This window comes from Pseudomonas sp. PS1(2021), assembly GCF_020405165.1.
Lineage (GTDB): Bacteria > Pseudomonadota > Gammaproteobacteria > Pseudomonadales > Pseudomonadaceae > Pseudomonas > Pseudomonas aeruginosa.
The window spans coordinates 7,306,085-7,324,816 of the sequence record NZ_CP084484.1 but is presented as its reverse complement, the minus strand read 5'-3'; the positions used below and the strand labels follow the sequence as shown (position 1 = coordinate 7,324,816).

The 18,732-nt window shown below is 67.2% G+C and carries 21 protein-coding genes; 9 read left to right on the top strand and 12 right to left on the bottom strand.

Annotated elements, in window-relative coordinates:
• Nucleotides 1–68 precede the first annotated feature (68 nt).
• Both LE197_RS34685 and rlmF read left to right on the top strand, forming a co-directional pair.
• The gene (locus tag LE197_RS34685; RefSeq protein WP_003100585.1) at nt 69–1,901 is read left to right on the top strand and encodes an SLC13 family permease; all 1,833 of its coding nucleotides are present in this window, start codon (nt 69–71) and stop codon (nt 1,899–1,901) included.
• A gap of 91 nt (nt 1,902–1,992) precedes the next feature.
• Nucleotides 1,993–3,003 carry a 23S rRNA (adenine(1618)-N(6))-methyltransferase RlmF gene (rlmF, locus tag LE197_RS34680; RefSeq protein WP_003092887.1) on the top strand — a complete coding sequence of 337 codons (1,011 nt, stop codon included), beginning with the start codon at nt 1,993–1,995 and terminating at the stop codon, nt 3,001–3,003.
• An 89-nt stretch (nt 3,004–3,092) separates the two neighbouring features.
• On the opposite strand, the gene exoS is transcribed toward rlmF, so the two are convergent.
• Nucleotides 3,093–4,454, bottom strand: coding sequence for a T3SS effector bifunctional cytotoxin exoenzyme S (exoS, locus tag LE197_RS34675; RefSeq protein ID WP_073666532.1), 1,362 nt, complete (start codon nt 4,452–4,454; stop codon nt 3,093–3,095).
• Nucleotides 4,455–4,641: 187 nt separating this feature from the next.
• Here exoS and LE197_RS34670 point away from each other — a divergent pair, with 187 nt between their 5' ends.
• Complete coding sequence (locus LE197_RS34670) at nt 4,642–4,992, top strand: CesT family type III secretion system chaperone (RefSeq protein WP_003111148.1); 351 nt, start codon at nt 4,642–4,644, stop codon at nt 4,990–4,992.
• Between the two features lie 291 nt (nt 4,993–5,283).
• On the opposite strand, the gene LE197_RS34665 is transcribed toward LE197_RS34670, so the two are convergent.
• Nucleotides 5,284–5,769 (bottom strand): DUF2165 family protein, encoded by a 486-nt coding sequence (locus LE197_RS34665; protein WP_003111147.1) that lies wholly within the window; start codon nt 5,767–5,769, stop codon nt 5,284–5,286.
• A gap of 201 nt (nt 5,770–5,970) precedes the next feature.
• Here LE197_RS34665 and LE197_RS34660 point away from each other — a divergent pair, with 201 nt between their 5' ends.
• Nucleotides 5,971–6,273 (top strand): ArsR/SmtB family transcription factor, encoded by a 303-nt coding sequence (locus tag LE197_RS34660; protein WP_003092893.1) that lies wholly within the window; start codon nt 5,971–5,973, stop codon nt 6,271–6,273.
• A gap of 65 nt (nt 6,274–6,338) precedes the next feature.
• The gene (locus LE197_RS34655) at nt 6,339–7,331 is read left to right on the top strand and encodes a zinc-dependent alcohol dehydrogenase family protein (RefSeq protein ID WP_073666531.1); all 993 of its coding nucleotides are present in this window, start codon (nt 6,339–6,341) and stop codon (nt 7,329–7,331) included.
• A gap of 156 nt (nt 7,332–7,487) precedes the next feature.
• Here the strand turns inward: LE197_RS34655 and LE197_RS34650 are convergent, their stop codons facing one another.
• Entirely contained in the window at nt 7,488–8,099 is a 612-nt protein-coding gene (locus tag LE197_RS34650; RefSeq protein ID WP_003113789.1) for a glutathione S-transferase, read from the bottom strand.
• A 123-nt stretch (nt 8,100–8,222) separates the two neighbouring features.
• Between LE197_RS34650 and LE197_RS34645 the strand changes: the two genes are divergently transcribed.
• Entirely contained in the window at nt 8,223–9,119 is an 897-nt protein-coding gene (locus tag LE197_RS34645) for a LysR substrate-binding domain-containing protein (protein ID WP_003100573.1), read from the top strand.
• On the opposite strand, the gene LE197_RS34640 is transcribed toward LE197_RS34645, so the two are convergent.
• Complete coding sequence (locus tag LE197_RS34640; RefSeq protein ID WP_003100571.1) at nt 9,109–9,651, bottom strand: hydrolase; 543 nt, start codon at nt 9,649–9,651, stop codon at nt 9,109–9,111. The genes LE197_RS34645 and LE197_RS34640 overlap by 11 nt on opposite strands.
• 103 nt (nt 9,652–9,754) lie before the next feature.
• Between LE197_RS34640 and LE197_RS34635 the strand changes: the two genes are divergently transcribed.
• The 3 genes from LE197_RS34635 (at nt 9,755) to yejK (ending at nt 12,751) form a co-directional block, all read left to right on the top strand.
• The gene (locus LE197_RS34635; protein ID WP_003100569.1) at nt 9,755–10,225 is read left to right on the top strand and encodes a hypothetical protein; all 471 of its coding nucleotides are present in this window, start codon (nt 9,755–9,757) and stop codon (nt 10,223–10,225) included.
• Between the two features lie 73 nt (nt 10,226–10,298).
• Complete coding sequence (locus LE197_RS34630) at nt 10,299–11,654, top strand: TAXI family TRAP transporter solute-binding subunit (protein ID WP_196752274.1); 1,356 nt, start codon at nt 10,299–10,301, stop codon at nt 11,652–11,654.
• A 92-nt stretch (nt 11,655–11,746) separates the two neighbouring features.
• The gene (gene yejK / locus LE197_RS34625) at nt 11,747–12,751 is read left to right on the top strand and encodes a nucleoid-associated protein YejK (protein WP_003113787.1); all 1,005 of its coding nucleotides are present in this window, start codon (nt 11,747–11,749) and stop codon (nt 12,749–12,751) included.
• A 42-nt stretch (nt 12,752–12,793) separates the two neighbouring features.
• Here the strand turns inward: yejK and LE197_RS34620 are convergent, their stop codons facing one another.
• The 8 genes from LE197_RS34620 to pcsA all read right to left on the bottom strand — a co-directional run bounded on the left by LE197_RS34620 (nt 12,794) and on the right by pcsA (nt 18,668).
• Nucleotides 12,794–13,705, bottom strand: a complete 912-nt coding sequence (locus tag LE197_RS34620) for a hypothetical protein (protein WP_003119277.1) — start codon at nt 13,703–13,705, stop codon at nt 12,794–12,796.
• A gap of 88 nt (nt 13,706–13,793) precedes the next feature.
• Nucleotides 13,794–14,546, bottom strand: coding sequence for a VIT1/CCC1 transporter family protein (locus LE197_RS34615; protein WP_003143097.1), 753 nt, complete (start codon nt 14,544–14,546; stop codon nt 13,794–13,796).
• 3 nt (nt 14,547–14,549) lie between these two features.
• Entirely contained in the window at nt 14,550–15,485 is a 936-nt protein-coding gene (locus LE197_RS34610; protein WP_003092916.1) for a glutathione S-transferase family protein, read from the bottom strand.
• 120 nt (nt 15,486–15,605) lie between these two features.
• Nucleotides 15,606–16,295 carry a CatB-related O-acetyltransferase gene (locus LE197_RS34605; protein ID WP_003105028.1) on the bottom strand — a complete coding sequence of 230 codons (690 nt, stop codon included), beginning with the start codon at nt 16,293–16,295 and terminating at the stop codon, nt 15,606–15,608.
• A gap of 28 nt (nt 16,296–16,323) precedes the next feature.
• A complete protein-coding gene (locus LE197_RS34600) occupies nt 16,324–16,638 on the bottom strand; it encodes a GIY-YIG nuclease family protein (protein ID WP_003119275.1) in 315 nt (104 codons plus the stop codon).
• Complete coding sequence (locus LE197_RS34595; RefSeq protein WP_003092922.1) at nt 16,631–17,332, bottom strand: glutathione S-transferase C-terminal domain-containing protein; 702 nt, start codon at nt 17,330–17,332, stop codon at nt 16,631–16,633. Before LE197_RS34595 ends, LE197_RS34600 begins: the two co-directional genes overlap by 8 nt.
• A 66-nt stretch (nt 17,333–17,398) precedes the next feature.
• Entirely contained in the window at nt 17,399–17,881 is a 483-nt protein-coding gene (locus LE197_RS34590; RefSeq protein ID WP_003113784.1) for a nuclear transport factor 2 family protein, read from the bottom strand.
• A gap of 70 nt (nt 17,882–17,951) precedes the next feature.
• Complete coding sequence (pcsA, locus tag LE197_RS34585) at nt 17,952–18,668, bottom strand: phosphatidylcholine synthase (protein WP_003105024.1); 717 nt, start codon at nt 18,666–18,668, stop codon at nt 17,952–17,954.
• Between the last annotated feature and the right edge of the window lie 64 nt (nt 18,669–18,732).

The following is an 18,732-nucleotide window of genomic DNA, read 5'->3' as shown; positions in this document are numbered from 1 at the left end:
CAGCAGATCAAGGCGCGATCCGCGTCCGTCTGCCACACTCGCAGGCATCCTCCCGCTCAGATGCCCGCATGAACCTCGAACTGCTCTGGGTGGTCGGCCTGCTCGCCACCACCGTCGCCCTCTTCATCCACAACCGCCTGCGCCTGGACGTGATCGCCCTGCTGGTGATCATGGCCTTCAGCGTCAGCGGAACCCTTACCCTCAACGAAGCCCTGGCCGGCTTCAGCGATCCCAGCGTGATACTGATCGCCGCGCTGTTCGTGATCGGCGAAGGCCTGGTGCGTACCGGGGTGGCCTACCAGGTCGGCGACTGGCTGATCGCCCGCGCCGGCAGCAGCGAAGCGCGCCTGCTGGTACTGCTGATGCTGGCGGTGGCCGGGTTGGGCTCAGTGATGAGTTCCACCGGGGTGGTGGCGATCTTCATCCCGGTGGTCCTGAGCATCGCCGCCAAGCTGAAGATCCCTCCGGGCCGGCTGATGATGCCGCTGGCCTTCGCCGGACTGATCAGCGGCATGATGACCCTGGTCGCCACGCCACCGAACATGGTGGTCAACAGCGAGCTGGCGCGCGAGGGTCATGCCGGCTTCGGCTTCTTCGCCTTCACCCCGATAGGCCTCATGGTGCTCGCCATCGGCGTGGCCTACATGCTGCTCACGCGCAACTGGCTGAACGCCGCCAGCCCGGCGGAAGTCGGCGCGCCGAAGGCACGGCGGACCCTGCGCGACCTGATCCGCGACTATCGCCTGGCCGGCCGCGAACGGCGCCTGCAGGTCCAGCTCGGCTCGCCGTTGATCGGCAGCACCCTGGAAGAACTGCAACTGCGCACCCGCCTGGGCGCCAACGTGGTCGGCCTGGAGCGGGTACGCAAGTTCCACAGCGAGGTGGTCAAGGTCGGCGGCAGCACCGAGCTGAAGGCGGGCGACGTGTTGCTGCTGGACGTCTTCGCCCCTCCGGAGGACATGGACCGGCGCTGCGCCGAGCTGAACCTGGTGCGCCTGCCGTTCCGCGCCAGCTACTTCATCGACCAGTCGCGGGAGGTCGGCATGGCCGAGGTGACTCTGCCGCCGGACTCCACCCTGCTCGGCAAGAGCGTCCTGGAACTGGGCTTCCGTTCGCAGTACGGGCTCAACGTGGTCGGCCTGCGTCGCGACCACGAAGCGCTCACCGACGGCATGCTGGAAGAGAAGCTGCGCCTGGGCGATACCCTGCTGGTGATCGGCGCCTGGAAGGCGATCCGCCAGTTGCAGGGACGCAACCGCGATTTCCTGGTGCTCAGCCTGCCGGCGGAGATCGACGAGGTGGCGCCGGCCCTGAGCAAGGCGCCGCACGCCCTGCTCAGCCTGGCCGTGATGGTGGCGCTGATGGTCAGCGGGGTGGTGCCCAACGTGGTCGCGGCACTGGTCGGCTGCCTGTTGATGGGCCTGTTCCGTTGCATCGACATGGACGGCGCCTACCGCGCCATCCATTGGCAAAGCCTGGTCCTGATCGTCGGCATGCTGCCCTTCGCCCTGGCCCTGCAGAAGACCGGCGGTATCGACCTGGTGGTCTCGCTGCTGGTCGACGCCCTCGGCGACGCCGGCCCGCGCGTGCTGCTGGCCAGCCTGTTCCTGCTCACCGCGGCCATCGGCCTGTTCATCTCCAACACCGCTACCGCGGTGCTGATGGCGCCGATCGCCATCGCCACCGCCAAGCAGATCGGCGCCTCGCCCTACCCCTTCGCCATGGTGGTGGCGGTGGCGGCCTCGGCAGCCTTCATGACGCCGATTTCCTCGCCGGTGAACACCCTGGTGCTGGGCCCTGGCCAATACCGCTTCGGAGACTTCGTCCGGATCGGCGTGCCATTTACCCTGCTGGTGATGTTCGTCTGCGTGCTGGTGATTCCGTGGCTGTTTCCATTGTGACCGGGCCAGGAGCGCGCCGCTCGGCAGAAACACTGGCCAGCCTCCGGCGGATGTGAATAATGCCCGCCTCGCCGTCACGGAAACCGAGAACATGCCCCGCCCGACCAGCCCGCATCCCGACGCCGAGCGCAAGAGCGCCAGCCCGCTGCACCCGCGCAATCGCCACCTGGGACGCTACGACTTTCCGCGCCTGATCGCCGGCAGCCCGGAACTGGAGCGCTTCGTCATCCTCAATCCGTACGGCAGGCAGAGCATCGACTTCGCCGATCCGGCGGCGGTGAAAGCCTTCAACCGCGCGCTGCTGCAACAGTTCTACGACGTACGCGAGTGGGATATACCCGATGGTTACCTGTGCCCGCCCATTCCCGGTCGCGCCGACTACCTGCACTACCTGGCCGACCTGCTCGGCGCCAGCCACGATGGCCTGATTCCACGCGGTCCCGGCCTGCGTGCGCTGGACGTCGGAACCGGAGCCAACTGCATCTACCCGCTGCTCGGCCACCACGAATACGGCTGGCGCTTCGTCGGCGCCGACATCGACCCGCAATCGCTGGCCTCGGCCGCTGCGATCCTCGCCGCCAACCCACGCTTCGCGGCTGCCATCGAGTTGCGCCGGCAGCCTGATCGCAGGCAGATATTCCAAGGCCTGATCGGCGTCGATGAGCGCTTCGACATGACCCTCTGCAACCCGCCCTTCCACGCCTCGCTGGACGAAGCCACGCGCGGCAGCCGGCGCAAGTGGAAGAACCTCGGCAAGCTCGACCCGACCCGTACCCTGCCGCTACTGAACTTTGGCGGCCAGGGCGCCGAGCTGTACTGCGAGGGCGGCGAAGCGGCCTTCCTGGCCGGCATGGCCGAGGAAAGCCGGGCGTTCGCCACGCAGGTGTTCTGGTTCACCACCCTGGTATCCAAGGCGAGCAACCTGCCGAACCTCCAGGAGCGCCTGAAGACGTTGGGCGCCAGCGATATCCGCGTGGTGGACATGGCCCAGGGACAGAAGCAGAGCCGCTTCGTCGCCTGGACCTACCTCGACAAGAAGCAGCGCCGGGCCTGGCGCAAGGAGCGTTGGACAGCAGCCCTCCTGGAACCACTGGGCGAATAGCCAGCACGCCTCTCCACCCGGATCCGCTGCCGAGCCAAGAATCGGACACCCCAAGGTGTCCGTTCGTGACGTCCTTCTTTTACGACCGGTCAGGCCAGATCAAGGCCGCGCATCCTCAGGCGTACATCCTGTTCCTGGACCTCGCCTGAACGTTCCGGTTTGCTTGCCAGGTCGAGAGCATCGAGCAGTCCCTGGCTATGGCCACTCTGCTCCCCCAGGGCCGCCTCTTCGAGGACCCGGCGGGTCACTCCCTGCTCATCGCTGGCGCTCAGCAGCACGCGCATGTCGGTCTCTTTGTTATAGAGAATCTCTTTTTCATTCTTGTAGTTCGATATCCCGCTGACATCGATTCCGGACCTGCCGAACACGGTGGATATCGTGCCCTGCCCGAAGCTCCTCGCGACACCGGGGTTCAGGGAGGTGGAGAGATAGCCGTCGTCGTGGCCAACCTTGCCCTCTTCCACGGCGTTGAAGGCATCCCCGCCACGGGTGCCACGGAAAGTCTTCACTACCTGTTCAGCCTGTCCGCTCTTCTCGAAGGCCGCGGACATACCTTGGTCGATCAGCTTTTGTCCCGCATCCAGCTCCTGCCCCTGACGCAGAGCGCGATTCAGGTCCGCGTAGTGAATGCCGGTGTAGAGACCAAGCGCCATCACTTCGGCGTCACTGTGGATGCCACCAGGCTGTCTGCCCAGGTACTTTTCCGCATCCGCCCCGAACCGCTTCACCAGGCCATCCGCCAGCGCCTTGTCGGCCGATACTCTGCTGACCTCGCTCTCTACCGCTTGGCGCAACAGTGCGACCTCGCTCATTACCTGATGCAACTGGTCGGTGATTTCGCGCCGCAGTTCCGGGCTTGCGTCGAGCACCAGTTGACTCGCGGCACCGCCGGTGGTGCCCCACTGCTGCAGCGCGATCCCGCCGATGCTCCGTTCGAGCAGGCGGCCAGCCTGGATACAGGACTCCTCGACCTGGCTGCCGGCACGAATGCCGGCCAAGGCGGTGCTCAGCGAACGCAGCGCCCCATCTCCGCTGGCCAGGCGGGAGTGCTCCCGGGCCAGTCCTTCCGGTGTCAGGGTCGCCAGCTCGCTCGCCTTGTCGAGTCCCTTCAAGGTCATGGGCAATGCCTGCTGCAGCACCATCTGCTTGAACACGACGGCCGAGGACATGACCGCAGGCTGCGCGTCCTGACTGGGCTGCGGGCCGGTGCGGGCGTGGGAGCCCAACAGCTTGCCCAGCCAGTCCATGATCGCCACGAAGGGACGCACGAGCGCCGCGCCCAGGCGAGCGAGCAGCCCCTCACCCTTCGGCGCGTCCTGGCGCTGGGCCAACTGCTGCGCTTCACTGGGGGTGGCGACCTGGCGGGCCTCAATCTGTCCCAAACGCCCACTGGCGGCCTGGTGCAATTCGACGGCGAAAGACGGACTCTGCTGAAGCGATTGAATATGCATGATGGTTGCCTTCTCCTGATGTTTCTCCGCCAGTCTAGGAACGGGAAACCCCATCGCCTATCAGGATTGGCCGCCGTTTTTTCACTGGAATCGGCAGCGGCAAAACCTAAAAAAAGAGAACCACGATTAACAGTCTCTCCGGGCTGGCACTGCTCTAATGGCTGCCTCCAGTGACTCGGAACACGCCATGAATCCACTCTACCGCGCCGCCATCCACCAGCTTTTTCTCGCTCTCGATCTCCCGACGCCCAACGACGAGGAGAGCGTACTCAGCCTGCAGGTGGGCCCGCATCTCTGCCATCTGGCAGAACATCCGACCGATCACCTGTTGATGTTCACCCGCCTGGAAGGACAAGGAGACGCTACGGCCAGCGAGCAGAACCTGTTCAGCCAGGACCCTTGCAAGCCGATCCTGGGCCGCGACCCCGAAAGCGGCGAACGGCTGCTCTGGAACCGCCAGCCCTTGCAGTTGCTGGACAGGGCCCAGATCCACCATCAACTCGAACAACTGGTCGCCGCCGCCGAAGAGCTGCGCTAAGCCCAGTCGGGCGAAAGGAGCCGATGCCGCAGGTTCTGCTTTCCTCGAAGAACCCCGGGGCTGAACTCCAGTGACCATGCCGAGCCAGCCGGAGCACCTGCCCTCGAGGCAGCCGGCTGCCACTGCCCGGGGGCAGTTCCAGCTGCGTCAGCCCATGCAGCGCGTGCGAACAGAGGGGAGCCGAGGGACCGGGTGGCAGGAGCGAGATGCGACTTCGCGCTATCGACGGGCGTCCGGCTCGCTCCACCGTCGCCGTCCTCGCACCCTGCTCCCTCGTACCGGCAGTCCCCGTCAGCTCCAGCGGACGTTGAGCACGAAGAAGTTCGCCAGCACCCAGACCACCAGCAGCAGGTGGGTCAGTTGCAATCCCTCCTGGCGGATCCAGTAGCCGAACCAGAGCCCGCCCAGCAGCATGCCGAAGAGGAAGCCGAGGGCCGCGCTCAGGGCCAGGTTGAGCCAGGGCCGGGCCGTCTCCAGGCCGGCGCCGAACAGCAGTTCGTAACAGCCGGTCCAGGCCGTGACGACGGCAGCGACCTGCAGCGCGACGATGATCGACAAGGCCAGGCGGTGCATGAGCGGCGAGCGCACCGCCCGCGCCAGCAAGGGCATGTCGATCGCGGGCGGCTGGGCCAGGGGAGCCATCGACATGGTCACGCCGATCGCCCCCACCGAGCTGGCGAAGGCCTGCAGGTTGTTGATCAGGGCGAGGCTCAGCCACAGGGCGAAGCCGAGGCAGCAGGTGAGCTGGAAGATCATCAATGAAGTCTGGGTGTCCATTCCGGGTCCTTTGCAGAGTACGGGCGGTCGTCGCTCGACGCCCTTCCGGCGCCAACGAGCGCAGGGCCTGCGCTGATCGGGAGGAACGGCGGGAACGCCGGATGGCACTCTAGGACCTGAACCTAACTTGAGGTCAACAGCGACGGCAGGTCTCCGTCGTCCCGGATTGACAAATCGGAAATTCCCGATATCCTCGCCGCCATGGACCTGCTCGAAACATTCAAAGCCCTGTCGAACCGGACACGCCTGGAAATCCTGAAAGGCCTGAAGGACCCGGCGAAGAACTTTCCTCCGCAGGACGAGGGCGACGTCGACACCGTGGGCGTCTGCGTCAGCAGTATCCAGGAGGGCGTCGGCCTGTCGCAGTCGACCGTGTCCGATTACCTAGCGATCCTGCAACGGGCGGGCCTGGTCGAAGTCAGGCGGATCGGCCAATGGACCTACTACAAGCGCAACGAAGCGAATATCCGTGCCCTCGTCGAGCTGATCGGCGCGGAACTGTAGTTCTTTCTACGCCACAATATATCGAAAATTCCCGATATCCCTTTTTACCGAAACGAGGATATGCAATGAAAGCGTTGATACTCAAGGCGTTTGGCGGTCCGGAATCCTTCGAGCTGCGCGAGGTGCCCAAACCGGTGCCGCAGGCGGGACAGGTATTGGTGCGGGTCCATGCGACCTCGATCAATCCGCTGGACTACCAGGTCCGTCGCGGCGACTACCCCGACCTGGTAGCGCTTCCGGCCATCACCGGGCATGACGTGTCCGGCGTCGTCGAAGCGGTAGGGCCGGGAGTGACCGCCGTCGCACCGGGAGACGAGGTCTGGTACACCCCGCAGATCTTCGAAGGCCAGGGCAGCTATGCCGAGTACCACCTGGCAGCGGAAGGCATCATCGGCAGGAAGCCCGCCGCGCTGAGCCACCTGGAGGCGGCGAGCCTCAGCCTGGTCGGCGGCACGGCCTGGGAAGCGCTGGTCGCACGCGCGGCGCTGAGGGTCGGCGAAAGCATCCTGGTGCACGGCGGCGCCGGCGGCGTCGGGCATGTCGCGATCCAGTTGGCGAAGGCCATGGGAGCCCGGGTCTTCACCACAGTGCGCGAGGTCAACTTCGAGTTCGCCCGCCAGATGGGCGCCGATGTGCTCATCGACTACCAGAAGCAGGACTACGTCGAGGCCATCCTGCGGGAAACCGGAGGCCGCGGCGTCGACGTGGTGTTCGACAGCATCGGCGGCGACACCCTGTCGCGCTGCCCCGAGGTGCTCGCGCAGCTCGGCCGCGTGGTCAGCATCGTCGACCTCGCCCAGCCGCAGAACCTCCTCCAGGCCTGGGGCAGGAACGCGAGCTATCACTTCGTCTTCACCCGGCAGAACCGCGGCAAGCTCGACGAGTTGAGCGCCCTGGTCGAGCGCGGCCGGTTGCGCCCGCATGTCGGCGCCGTCTATTCGCTTGCCGACATCCCCCTCGCCCACGCCCGCCTGGAGAGTCGCGACAATGGCATCCGGGGAAAAATCGCGATCGCGGTCGAGCCGTTGGTCGATCCCGCACAGGCGTTCGCCCGCTGACGCCACGGCGCGGAACGGGCCCCGATCGCGGCCCGCCCCGGCATGTGCCCGGTACCGACCCGCAGCACCCAGGTCGGGGCGGCCAGCCGACGAACCGAGGCCGGGCGCAGGCGGAATCGAGCCGTTCGAGGGGCGCCAGCCTGGCGCCTCGCGGGCTCAGACCGGCGGCGTCTCGAGGAACACCGGCAACCCCTCCGCATAATCCGAATAGCTTGCCAGTTCCGGGTATTCGCTGGCGGCGACCCGCTCCGCGACCACCAGTTGGCTGAAGCGCCAGGCCACCGCGACGGTCACCCCGACCAGCTCGATGCCACCGTCGCGTGCCAGCGGCTCCTGGCGCAGCGCTGCCTCCAGCCAGTCGTAGGCCGCCAGCAACTGCCCCTCCACCCGCTCCAGCCAGGGGCCGTGGCGGCGTTCCTCGGGACGCAGGTTCAGTTCGTAGTAGATCTGCACGGATTTCTCGCAGGCCACCAGCGCCGCGCCGATCAGACTCAACGCCCGTGCACGGGCCTGCGGCCGTTGCGGCAGCAGACTGCGTTCGCGGCCGGCCAGGCACTCCAGGTAATCGAGGATCAGGCTGGAGTCCATCAGCACGGTGCCATCGTCCAGCACCAGCGTGGGCGCCTTGACCATCGGGTTGAACAGGCTGAACGCCTGGAAATTGCGGAACACCGACAGCGGGCGGTGCTCGTAGGGCAGGTCCAGCAGGCGCAGGGCGATGGCGACCCGGCGCACAAAAGGCGAATCCAGCATACCGATCAGTTGCATCGCGGCATCCTTTGTCGATGATTAAGCGCCGCTAAGAGGGCGACGCCTGGGAAAATCACTCTAGTCGTTGCACAACGCGAAAAATATCGAGATAAATTCAGCGAATCCTTTAGAAAAACTTACATGAGCGACCTCCCTCCCCTCACCGCCCTGCGCAGCTTCGAAGCGGTCGCCCGGCTCGGCAGCATCAGCCAGGCCGCCAGCGAGCTGCACGTCACCCACTCAGCGATCAGCCAGCAGATCAAGCTGCTGGAAAACCTCCTCGGCCTGGCCCTGTTCGTCCGCGAGGGGCGCGGCCTGCGCCTGAGCGAGAACGGCCGGTTCTACGCCCTGCAGGTACGCGCCTCTCTGGGCGAGATCGCCGACGCCACGCGGGTGGTGCGGGCGCGTCCACGGGAGGGTGAGCTGGTGGTCACGGTGATGCCGTCCTTCGGCCTGAACTGGCTGCTGCCGCGCCTGCCGCGCTTTCGCGAGCGCCATCCGCACTGTCGCGTGCGGCTGGTGGCCAGTCTTGACGTGCAGAACCTGCGCCAGGGCCTGGCCGACCTCGGCGTACGCATCGGCAAGGGCGACTGGGAAGGGGTCGGTCGGGAACGCCTGTTCGACGACGAGTTGCTGATGGTCGCCGCGCCCGACTTCAACGGCGGCCGCCTGCCGCGCACGCCGAGCGAGATCGTCGCCTGCCCTACACTGCGCTCCACCGAATCCTGGGCGCTCTGGTGCCAGCGCGCCGGCGTGGCGGAACCGCAGCACGGACTGCTGATCAATGACTCGAACCTGCTGCTGGAAGCCGTGCGCCTGGGCCAGGGCATCGCCCTGGAGCGTCGCAGCCTGGTCGCCGGCGCCCTCGCCGAGGGCCGCCTGGTGCAACTGGGCGACATCCGCGTGCCCTACCCCTATCCCTACTGGCTGGTCTGGCCGCAGCGCGAGCCGCCGAGCGACCGCCACCAGGCCTTCGCCGACTGGCTGCGCGAGGAGGCCCGGCGCTACCAGGCCGAGCAACCGCCGCTCAGCGAATGAAGTTGCGGCTGATCTCGCGGAAGCGGTCGCTGCCGGCGCGTTCCATCCATTCGAAGGCGACCATCTCCCGCGACACGATCATCGCCCCGGCCTGGCGCATCCGCTCCACGGCCAGCGCCTTGTCGCTCGGCCGCCGCGAGCCGATCGCCTCCTCCACGACGAACACTTCGCGACCACGGCCAAGCAGGTCGAGCACGGTCTGCAGCACGCAGACGTGCGCCTCGCTGCCGCAAACCACGAACTGCCGGCGGTCGCCGCCGGGCGCGCGCAGCAGGGCGCCGTCGGCGGCGGCCGAGAAGTCCAGCTTCTCGAGGATCTGCGTGGGCTCCAGCTCATCGCGCAGGGCCGCCACCGTCGGCCCCAGGCCCTTGCTGTACTGCTCGCTGGCCAGCACCGGCACGTCCAGTGCGCGGGCCACGCGCAACAACCACTGGCTGTACTCGACCAGCGCCGGACCGTCGTCGATGGCCGGCAGCAGGCGTTCCTGGATATCGACCACCAGCAGGGTCGAGGTTGCGGCGCGGATCAGCATGGCGTCCTCCTTCGGTTCGACGTCTCGGTTCGTCTGGCTTAGGCTTGCACGGCACGGGCGCCATGGACAGCGCGTCCTCCCACAACCCTAGCAGGAGCCTGCGATGAATATCAGCCTGCATTTCGAATCGCGCCTGCAGGCCAGCCCCGAACAGCTCTGGCGGTGGATCACCTCGGTGGACGGGATACTCCGCGAGATACGCCCGTTGCTGAGCATGAGCGTACCGCCCGGTATCCGCAGCCTCGAAGACCTGGAGGTAGTGCCCCGGCGCCCGCTGTTCCGCAGCCACATGCGCCTGTTCGGCTTGCTGCCGCTGGGCACTTCGCAACTGACCCTGCTGGAGCTGACGCCCGGCCACGGCTTCATCGAACAGTCGCCGATGACCGGCATGCGCCTCTGGCGCCACGAGCGACGCATCCTGCCGACACCGGGCGAGGCCGGGGAATGCCTGCTGGTCGACCAGTTGACCGTGCGCCCGCTATTCGCCGCCGGACTGGTACGCTGGTTCCTCACCCGCATCTTCCGGCATCGCCACCGGGTGCTCTGCCGGCAGTTCCGCACGGACCGCCGGTGACCCTCGGCTACGCTGAGGAGTGCGCCCGCCCGCATCCGTCATACCCTTCTGGAGAGCAGCACAAGGACCGCTCATGAATCGCATCAAGCACCTGCTCAAGGACCTCGCCATCCTGATCCGCGCCAACCTCTGGCTGATCCCGGTGATCGCCGCCCTGGTCGCCGCGGTGTTCTATTTCGTCGCCCCGCCGCCGCCGATGAGCGCGACCATGGCCACCGGCGCCGAGGGCGGCGGCTACGCCGTGTTCGCCGGCAAGCTCCGGGAAAAGCTCAAGGAGCAGGGCTTCGAACTGAAGCTGGTGCCCAGCGCCGGCTCGCGCGACAACCTGGAGCGCCTGCTCGGCACCGGCGAGGTCGACATCGCCCTGGTCCAGAGCGGCCAGGAGCGCCAGCTCGAAGCCGGGCAGGCGCGCCAGTTGCAGACCCTCGGCGCGGTCTACCAGGAGCCGCTCTGGCTGTTCCACCGCAGCAACGTGCACATCGACCAGCTCAGCGACCTGCTGCACCTGCGCCTGGCCATCGGCAGCGACGGCAGCGGCACCCACGCCGCCACCGAGGCGATCCTGCAGGCCAACGACATCGCCCCGGGACACTATCCGATCACCTGGGAAGCCCGCGGCGGCAACGCGGTGGTCGACGACCTGCTGGCCGGCAAGCTGGACGCGGCGTTCATCGTCGGCCCGGCGGAGAACCCGGCGATCCAGAAATTGGCCGACAACGACCAGCTTCGCCTGGTCAACTTCCGCCGCAGCGCCGCCTACGAGGCGCGCATGCCGTTCCTCAAGCGGGTCGAGGTCGGCGAAGGCCTGCTCAACCTGCCGCGCAACGTGCCGGAACGAAACATCAGCACCCTGTCGCCGGTGGCCACCCTGGTGATCAACGAGCGCTTCCACCCGGCGCTGATCCCGCTGGTACTGGAAGCCGCGCGCGAGGTGATGAAGGACGGCAGCCTGCTCGACAAGCCCGGCGCCTTCCCCAGCGCCGAGCCGCGCACCCTGCGCCTGCACGAGGACGCCGAGCGCTACTACAAGAGCGGCCTGCCGCTGCTGCAGCGCTACCTGCCGTTCCGCATCGCCTCCCTGGCGGACCGCTACATCATCCTGCTGATCCCGTTCATCGCCATCCTCATCCCGCTGATGAAGTCCATCGGCCCGCTGTATCGCTGGCGCATCCGCGCGCGCATCTACCGCTGGTACCGCTACATCCGCGACATCGACCGCAAGCTCGACAGCGGTACCGACGCCGAGCAACTGAGAAGCGAGATCGAGCGGCTGGAGAAACTGGAGAGCGAGCTGAACACCGTGGAGGTGCCGCTCTCCTACTACCACGAGCTGTACGAGCTGCACCTGCACCTGAACTTCGTGATCAAGCGCCTGCACGGTCTGCAGGAACGCCAGGCGACGCAGGCAGAAGCCGGCAACCTCGGGTAAACTGGCCGATCCGCGGGCGCGCCAGCGGCGTGTCCCGCAGCGTCGCGGAAACCTGCGCGGCGCCGCCGATTACCTGAAAGGTCGAACCTGACATGCCGATCCATCACGCCATCGTCCACCTGATCGAGAAGAAGCCCGACGGCACCCCGGCCGTGCTCCACGCGCGCGACGCCGAGTTGGGCGACTCCCAGGCCATCGAGAACCTGCTGGCCGACCTCAACGAAAGCTACAACGCCAAGAACAAGGCCTGGGGCTTCTTCCAGGGCGAGTCCGGGGCCTACCCGTTCAGCGGCTGGCTCGGTGAGTACTTGGAGGGCGATCGCGACTTCGTCGGCTTCAGCCGCGAAGCGGTCGAACACCTGCAGAAGCTGATGGAGGAGTCCAATCTCTCCACCGGCGGCCACATCCTGTTCGCCCACTACCAGCAAGGCATGACCGACTACCTGGCGATCGCCCTGCTGCACCACAGCGAAGGCGTGGCGGTGAACGAGTCGCTGGAGGTCACCCCGTCGCGCCACCTGGACCTCGGCCAGTTGCACCTGGCCGCGCGGATCAATATCTCCGAATGGCGCAACAACAAGCAGTCGAAGCAGTACATCTCGTTCATCAAGGGCAAGGGCGGGAAGAAGGTCTCCGACTATTTCCGCGACTTCATCGGCTGCCAGGAAGGGGTGGATTCGCCGAGCGAGACGCGCACCCTGCTGAAAGCCTTCAGCGATTTCGTGGAAAGCGAGGACATGGCCGAGGAACAGGCCCGCGAGAAGACCGAGACGCTGGTCGACTACGCCACCTCCCAGGCGCGCATCGGCGAGCCGATGACCCTCGACGCGCTTTCGGAACTGATGGACGACCAGCAACCGCGGGCGTTCTACGACTACATCCGTAACAAGGACTACGGCCTGTCGCCGGAAATCCCGGCGGACAAGCGCACCCTCAACCAGTTCCGCCGCTTCACCGGCCGCGCCGAAGGCCTGTCGATCAGCTTCGAGGCGCACCTGCTGGGCTCCAAGGTGGAATACGACGAAGAGCGCGACATGCTGATCATCCGTCAGTTGCCGACCCAGTTGAAGGACCAGCTCAAGCGGCGCAAGGACTGACCCGAGCCGCCCCGGAGCGCCGCCGGCGCTCCCTTTCCCTCCTCAGCCGCAGGCCCAGTCGAAGCGCATGTCGCGGAAATCGAGCTGGGCGTTGCCGCCGCCGAAGTTGTAGCCGCCCAGGTATTCCTCGAACTCTACGTAGAAGGGACTCATCTCCGGTACGCCCTGCACCGGACGCATGGTGCCGCCGATATGGTTCGGCAGGTGCCCTTCCACCCAGGGATGCTCGCGGTAGTTGTCGCGCTCGATCTTGCCGTCCAGCCAGTAGTGCGGCAGCTGGTAGCCGCCGTCGCCGTATTCGCTGGGCACCACCCCGGCGTTGGGGTCTTGCGCCCGCGCCGTCCAGCGCAGGGGGTAGCGCTGCTGGTGGCCGGCCGCCGGGCGGCCACCGAGGGCGCGCAGCAGGTAGTAGTCGTCCTCCGCCCAGTCCGGCACGAAGCTGGCCGCCGAACCAGCCTCCAGCCACTGCGGCGGCTCGGTCTGCGCCAACAGCGGGTTGCCCGCCGGCAGCGCCGGCGGCTGGCAGGGCGCGCCGCTGAATTCAGCGGCGTCGAGCAGGATCAACGCATAGGCGCCGCCGAGGATGTCCTCCATCCGATGCAGACGCGGATGGCTATTGCGCCCGGCCTCCCAGAACGGCCGCAGTTCCGCTTCGGCCGGCGGTTGCGCGGGCGGATCGATGAGCATCTCGCGAATGCCGTCGACGCTGGTCGGTCCACCGTCGTTCTGGTCCGGGGCGAGGGAGAAGAAGCTCAGCGCGACGATCTCCGGGCCATGCACCCGGTAGTCCTCCGGCAGCAGCAGGGTGAAGCCGTGCATCAGCGGATAGCCGGTGTCCGGATCCAGCGGCCACTGCTCCGGACGGATGCCCGGCGGCAGGCCGAAGCACCAGCCGTGGTTGGCTTCGCCGGCGTGCGCGGCGTCGTTGACGATTTCGATGTCGTAGGCGTTCATGGCCACTCCCTGGTCGGTTTTTCCTGTTCCCGGCCACGCCGGCCGGGTGTCGCAGTGTAAAACGGAGTCCCCCGCAGGCGAAGGACTTTCAGCCCAGGCCCACGCCGAGCGCGGTGCCCAACCCATAGGTGAAGGCCGCGGCAAGGGTACCGACCAGCACCTGGCGCAACGCCGAGAACGCCAGCGGCCGCCCGGTGAAACGGGCGGTGACCGCGCCGCTGAACAGCAGCGCAAGCAGGCTGAACAGCAGGCTTGCGACCAGCGCCGCGGCACCGTCGAGGAACAGGAACGGCGCCACCGGCACCAGGGCGCCAAGGGAAAACAGCAGGAACGACGTGCCCGCCGCGTTCCACGGGTTGCCGCCCAACTCCGTCGGATCGATGCCGAGGGCCTCGCGGGACAAGGTGTCCAGCGCGCCACGACCGTCGTTCATCAGTTGCAGGGCCACGCGCCGGGCGGACACCTCGCTCAGCCCCTTGGCAGTGAAGATATCGATCAGTTCCTGGGTCTCGGTGTTCGGGCAGAGCCTGAGCAGGCGTTCTTCCTCGGCGATGCGCTTGCTCGCCATCTCGCGGGCGTTGGTCACCGACAGCCACTCGCCGAGGGCCATCGAACAGGCCCCGGACACCAGTCCGGCCATCCCGGTGAGGACGATGGACGAATGCGCCATGCTCGCACCCGCCACGCCCATCACCAGGCACAGGTTCGACACCAGGCCATCGTTGGCACCGAGCACCGCGGCGCGCAGCTTGGTGCCGGCGTCGCGGTCCGGCCTCGCCTCGGGCAACGCGCACTGCGGCGGATCGGCGTCCGGCCGCAGCGGCGGGGTCTCCGCCGGCATGCCTCAACGCGCCTCGATGCGAAAGCCCAGGCGCGGGAAATGCACATGCACGGTACCCGCCCGCGGGTCTTCGCGGCGCAGGATGAGTTCCTCGCTGCCGGCGAAGAGCAGTTCGCCCTGTACCGCGTCGACACCGTAGTCGGTGGCGGCGATGGCGACCGCCTGGCCGGGCAGGAAACCGTTGGGGTCGCTGAAGGATTCGTCCGGCAATGCCGCGGGCTGGCTGCCGCGAGCCACCTCCAGGGCTTCCTCCGCACTCATCTCGGCTGGCGCGCCATGGCCGAAGCCGAGCACCCGGCCCAACCAGGCCTGCACCTGCGGGTAGTCGTCGACCAGCGGCGCGGTGACCGGCGTGCCCTTGAGGAACCACAGGCAGTGCGCCACGGCAAAGTCGGCGACGGACGCTTCGCCGAACAGGAAATCGCCGTCCTCGCGCGACAACTGGCGCTCCAGTCGCGCCATGAATGCCGGCCACTGGTGGCGCGCCTGTTCCAGCGGCAGGCGGCCGGCGCTGCCACCGCTGAACAGCTGGCTGCGATCGGCCATGAAGGCCTTGAGGAATTCCGGCGGCAGCTTGCCGAAGCGCACGGCGATGGACTCCGGGGCGAACGCCAGGCTTACCGCGTGCTGGAACAGCACCGCGTCGGCCCACTGGGCGAAGCTCGCGGCGACCATCTCCTGGCCTTCGGGGAACAGCGCCGGGACCGCCTTTTCCTGCTCCAGGCGACGGGCGATCAACGCGGTATCGCAATACACATCGGCGCCGACCTGCAACACCGGGGTCTTCCGATAGCCGCCGGTCAGCGCCACCAGGTCCGGCTTGGGCATCACCGGCGGAATCATCACCGAGCGCCAGGACAGTTGCTTGAAACCGAGCAGCAGGCGCGCCTTCTCGGCGAAGGGCGAAGTGGGATAGTGATGCAGGATCAGCTCTGACATGGGCGCCTCCGGGCGGATGTGAGGCACCAGCTTAGCGCGGCTGGGAAAACACGCCTATGACAATCCGGGACATGAAGGGCACCCCATCGCCTGGCCCGATGGGCCTGGCGATGGGCGCGCTCAATCCAGCCGGCACCCCTGGCGGGTGATGGTCATCCGCCGGTACGCCGCACGCGGCGCCTCGCGCGCCTCCAGGGCGGCGAGGAACTCCCGGGGTCGGTCCAGCGGCAGGCCGGTGAGGAAGGCGCTATCCAGCTCCCACCAGCGTGAGGCGAGCAGGCCCTCGATGATCTCCGGCGGATGCCGGTAGCGGATCACCTGCGCCGGAGTCCCGGCGACGATGGCATAGGGCGGCACGTCGCGAGTGACCACGGCGCGCGTGGCGATGATCGCCCCAGTCCCGACCTTGACACCTTCCATCACCATCGCGCTGTGCCCGATCCAGACGTCGTGGCCGATTTCCGCGTAGCTCAGCGCCGGCTCGTAGCGCAGCGCGGTGCCGGTGTGCTGGAAGGGGTGGCTGCTCACCCAGTCGCTGGGATGGGTGTGTTTTTCCTGGCCGATGAAGCAGTCCGAGCCGATCGAGCAGAAACGCCCGATGGACGCCACCAGGGACAGGTCGGTGCCGCTGCGCACATAGCTGTAGGCGCCGATCTCCAGCCTCGGCGGGACGATGCGCAGGTGGCCGAGTTCGACCCGCTCCTCGAGCACCAGCGTGGTGCGCTTGCCGACACTGGCCGGGCCGCCGGCCAGCTTGCAGCCGCGGCGGCGGATCCAGCGTTTCCACCAATGATTCTTCAGATAGCCCACGAATACCCCATGACCGCAGATGAACGTCCTAGATTGCCGGCTCGCCGACCTCGCGCAACACCGGTACGCCGACCAACAGGCGCTCCTTGGCGCGCTTGCTCAGGGCCTTGATCGCCCGCTCGCGGCGCAGGGCGTCGCCCTTGCTGGCGCAGGCCTCGACGTAGACCAGCGCGCGGGCGGGGCTGGAATGGAAGAACCGCGCGCCCTTGCCGCTGCAATGAGTGTCGAAGCGGCGCAGCGGATCGTCGCTGATGCCGCAGTACAACGCGCCGTTTTCCGCCCTCACCAGGTAGACCGACCAACACTTCCCGATCGCCGCCGTGGCGGCCGTCGCCTCACTCACTCCAGACCCGCTCCCGCATCCGCTCGCAATACGCCACCAGGCGCGGATAGCCTCGCGCCACATGGCTGAGTGGGGTATCCAGGGTCGCCTCGATGAGGTTGGCGAGGATACCGTAAGCGGCGGCATCGGCGCTGCACGGATGTTCGCCGCCGTAGTACGGGACCTGGCCAAGCAGGCCGTCGAGGGCATCGAGGTCGTCGCGGGCGAAGGCCAGCAGTTCGTCCCTGCCGTGGACCCCGAGTCCCTGCGCCCTGAGGGTAGCGCGGACCTTGCGGCGCATGGCCCAGGCCACCGCGTCGCGCACGCCGAATGGCAGCGAGCCGAAGAACACCGGCTTGAGCACGCGCCAGCTGTCCTCGTCGAACCAGCGGAAATACAGCATCAGGTAGTACAGGTGTTCGTCGCACAGGCGCGTGATCGCCCGTGCCCAGCCCTTGCCCCGGGCATCCAGGCCGGCGTCGAGAGTGACCCCGTAGCGCTCACCGAGGGTACGGATGACGATCTCGCTGTCACCGATCGCCTCGCCCTCGATACGCACGTAGGGCAGCTTGCCCTTGGGCGCCTTGCGCGGGTCGCTGACGACCTTCACCTGATACTCCAGGCCGGCCAGGCGCAACCAGGTTTCCAGTTTCAGGCAGTAGGGACTGGCATTGGGTACGTTGAATGCGGCGGGAAACTGGAAGAGCGTGATCATCGCGGCGTCCTGCGGGTTGTCCGCGGCGAGCTTAGGAGATTATCCGCGCTTCGGCCACCGACAGCCTCAGCCGGCCGCCGGATGGGCAGCCTGGTAGGCGGCCAGGCCCTTGCGCGCCTGCCCGCGGATCGCCCGCTGCACCGGCGGCGCCCAGCCCAGCAGCAGGCCCTTGGCGCCAAGCGCCTGGCGGCTCCAGCGCCACAGGTCGAACTGGTCGCGGTGCTCGACGATCAAACCGTCGGCGAAGCGGAAACGGGCCTCGATGCGATTCTCCACCCTGCGCCCGGTCTGGGTGAACAGGTAGTGGGCCACCCATTGCGCACGCCCCTCGTTCTCGTCGGCGCGGACGTTCGCGTAGTCCAGGCGGAAGTCCCGCGCCCGGCTGGTCAGCAGGCGCCACATGTCGCCCACCTCGCGCCCGCGCAGTTCGCCGAAGGCCGGGTCGTGGAAGGTCGCCTGGGGAGCGTAGCAGGCCGCCATGGCCTCGCCGTCGAGGCGCTGGAAGGCCTGGTAGAAGCGCTCGATCAGTTCGGCGTTGGGGTGGGCCATGCGGGGTTCCTTGCGATGATAGGGACTTGCCAGGCGTCCCCAGGCGGGAACGCCGTCGTGCCGGGTCGTTTCAGCCGAACCACTCGCGGGCGCTGCGCCAGAGGCAGATACCGACGAAATAGGCCGAGGCGGCGAACCACAGGCCGAGCAGGATCGGCAGGTCGGCCGGCTGCTGAACGATCAGCAGACCGCTGCTGATCAGCCAGACGAAAGTCACGGCGATGTTCAGCGGCATGAACTGGCGCACGCGGAACGGGTGGAGGAACTTCATCCGGGTCAGGGTCAGGGCAGCCAGCACCAGCACCGTGGCGAGGTTGACCCAGGGGTGCAGGTCGAGCACGTAGAAGTACACCGCCACCACGTTCCAGGCGGCCGGGAAGCCGACGAAGTAGTTATCGGTGCTCTTCATGTTGACGTTGCAGAAGCAGAACAGCGATGAAACCAGGATCACGCCCACCGCCAGCAGCTCGAAATGCTCCGGCAGGGGGATGTAGCGGTAGATGAAGATGGCCGGGATGAACACGTAGGTCAGGTAGTCGATCACCAGGTCGAGCACCGAGCCGTCGAAATGCGGCAGCATTTCCTTGACTTCGTACTTGCGCGCCAGGGTGCCGTCGAGGCCGTCCACCAGCAGGGCCAGGCCGAGCCAGAGCAGGCAGGCCTGGGGTTTGTTGTCGACCAGCGCGAGCAGGGCCAGCAAGGCCAGGATCACGCCGCTGGCGGTGACGGCGTGGACGCCCCAGGCCTTGGCTTTGTTGATGGGAGTCATCGATAGGTTCACGGGCATTTCTCTTGTTCGGTGTTCGGCATGACGCGTCGCTCTATAGTGCACCGGCACCGGTGCGTCTGTC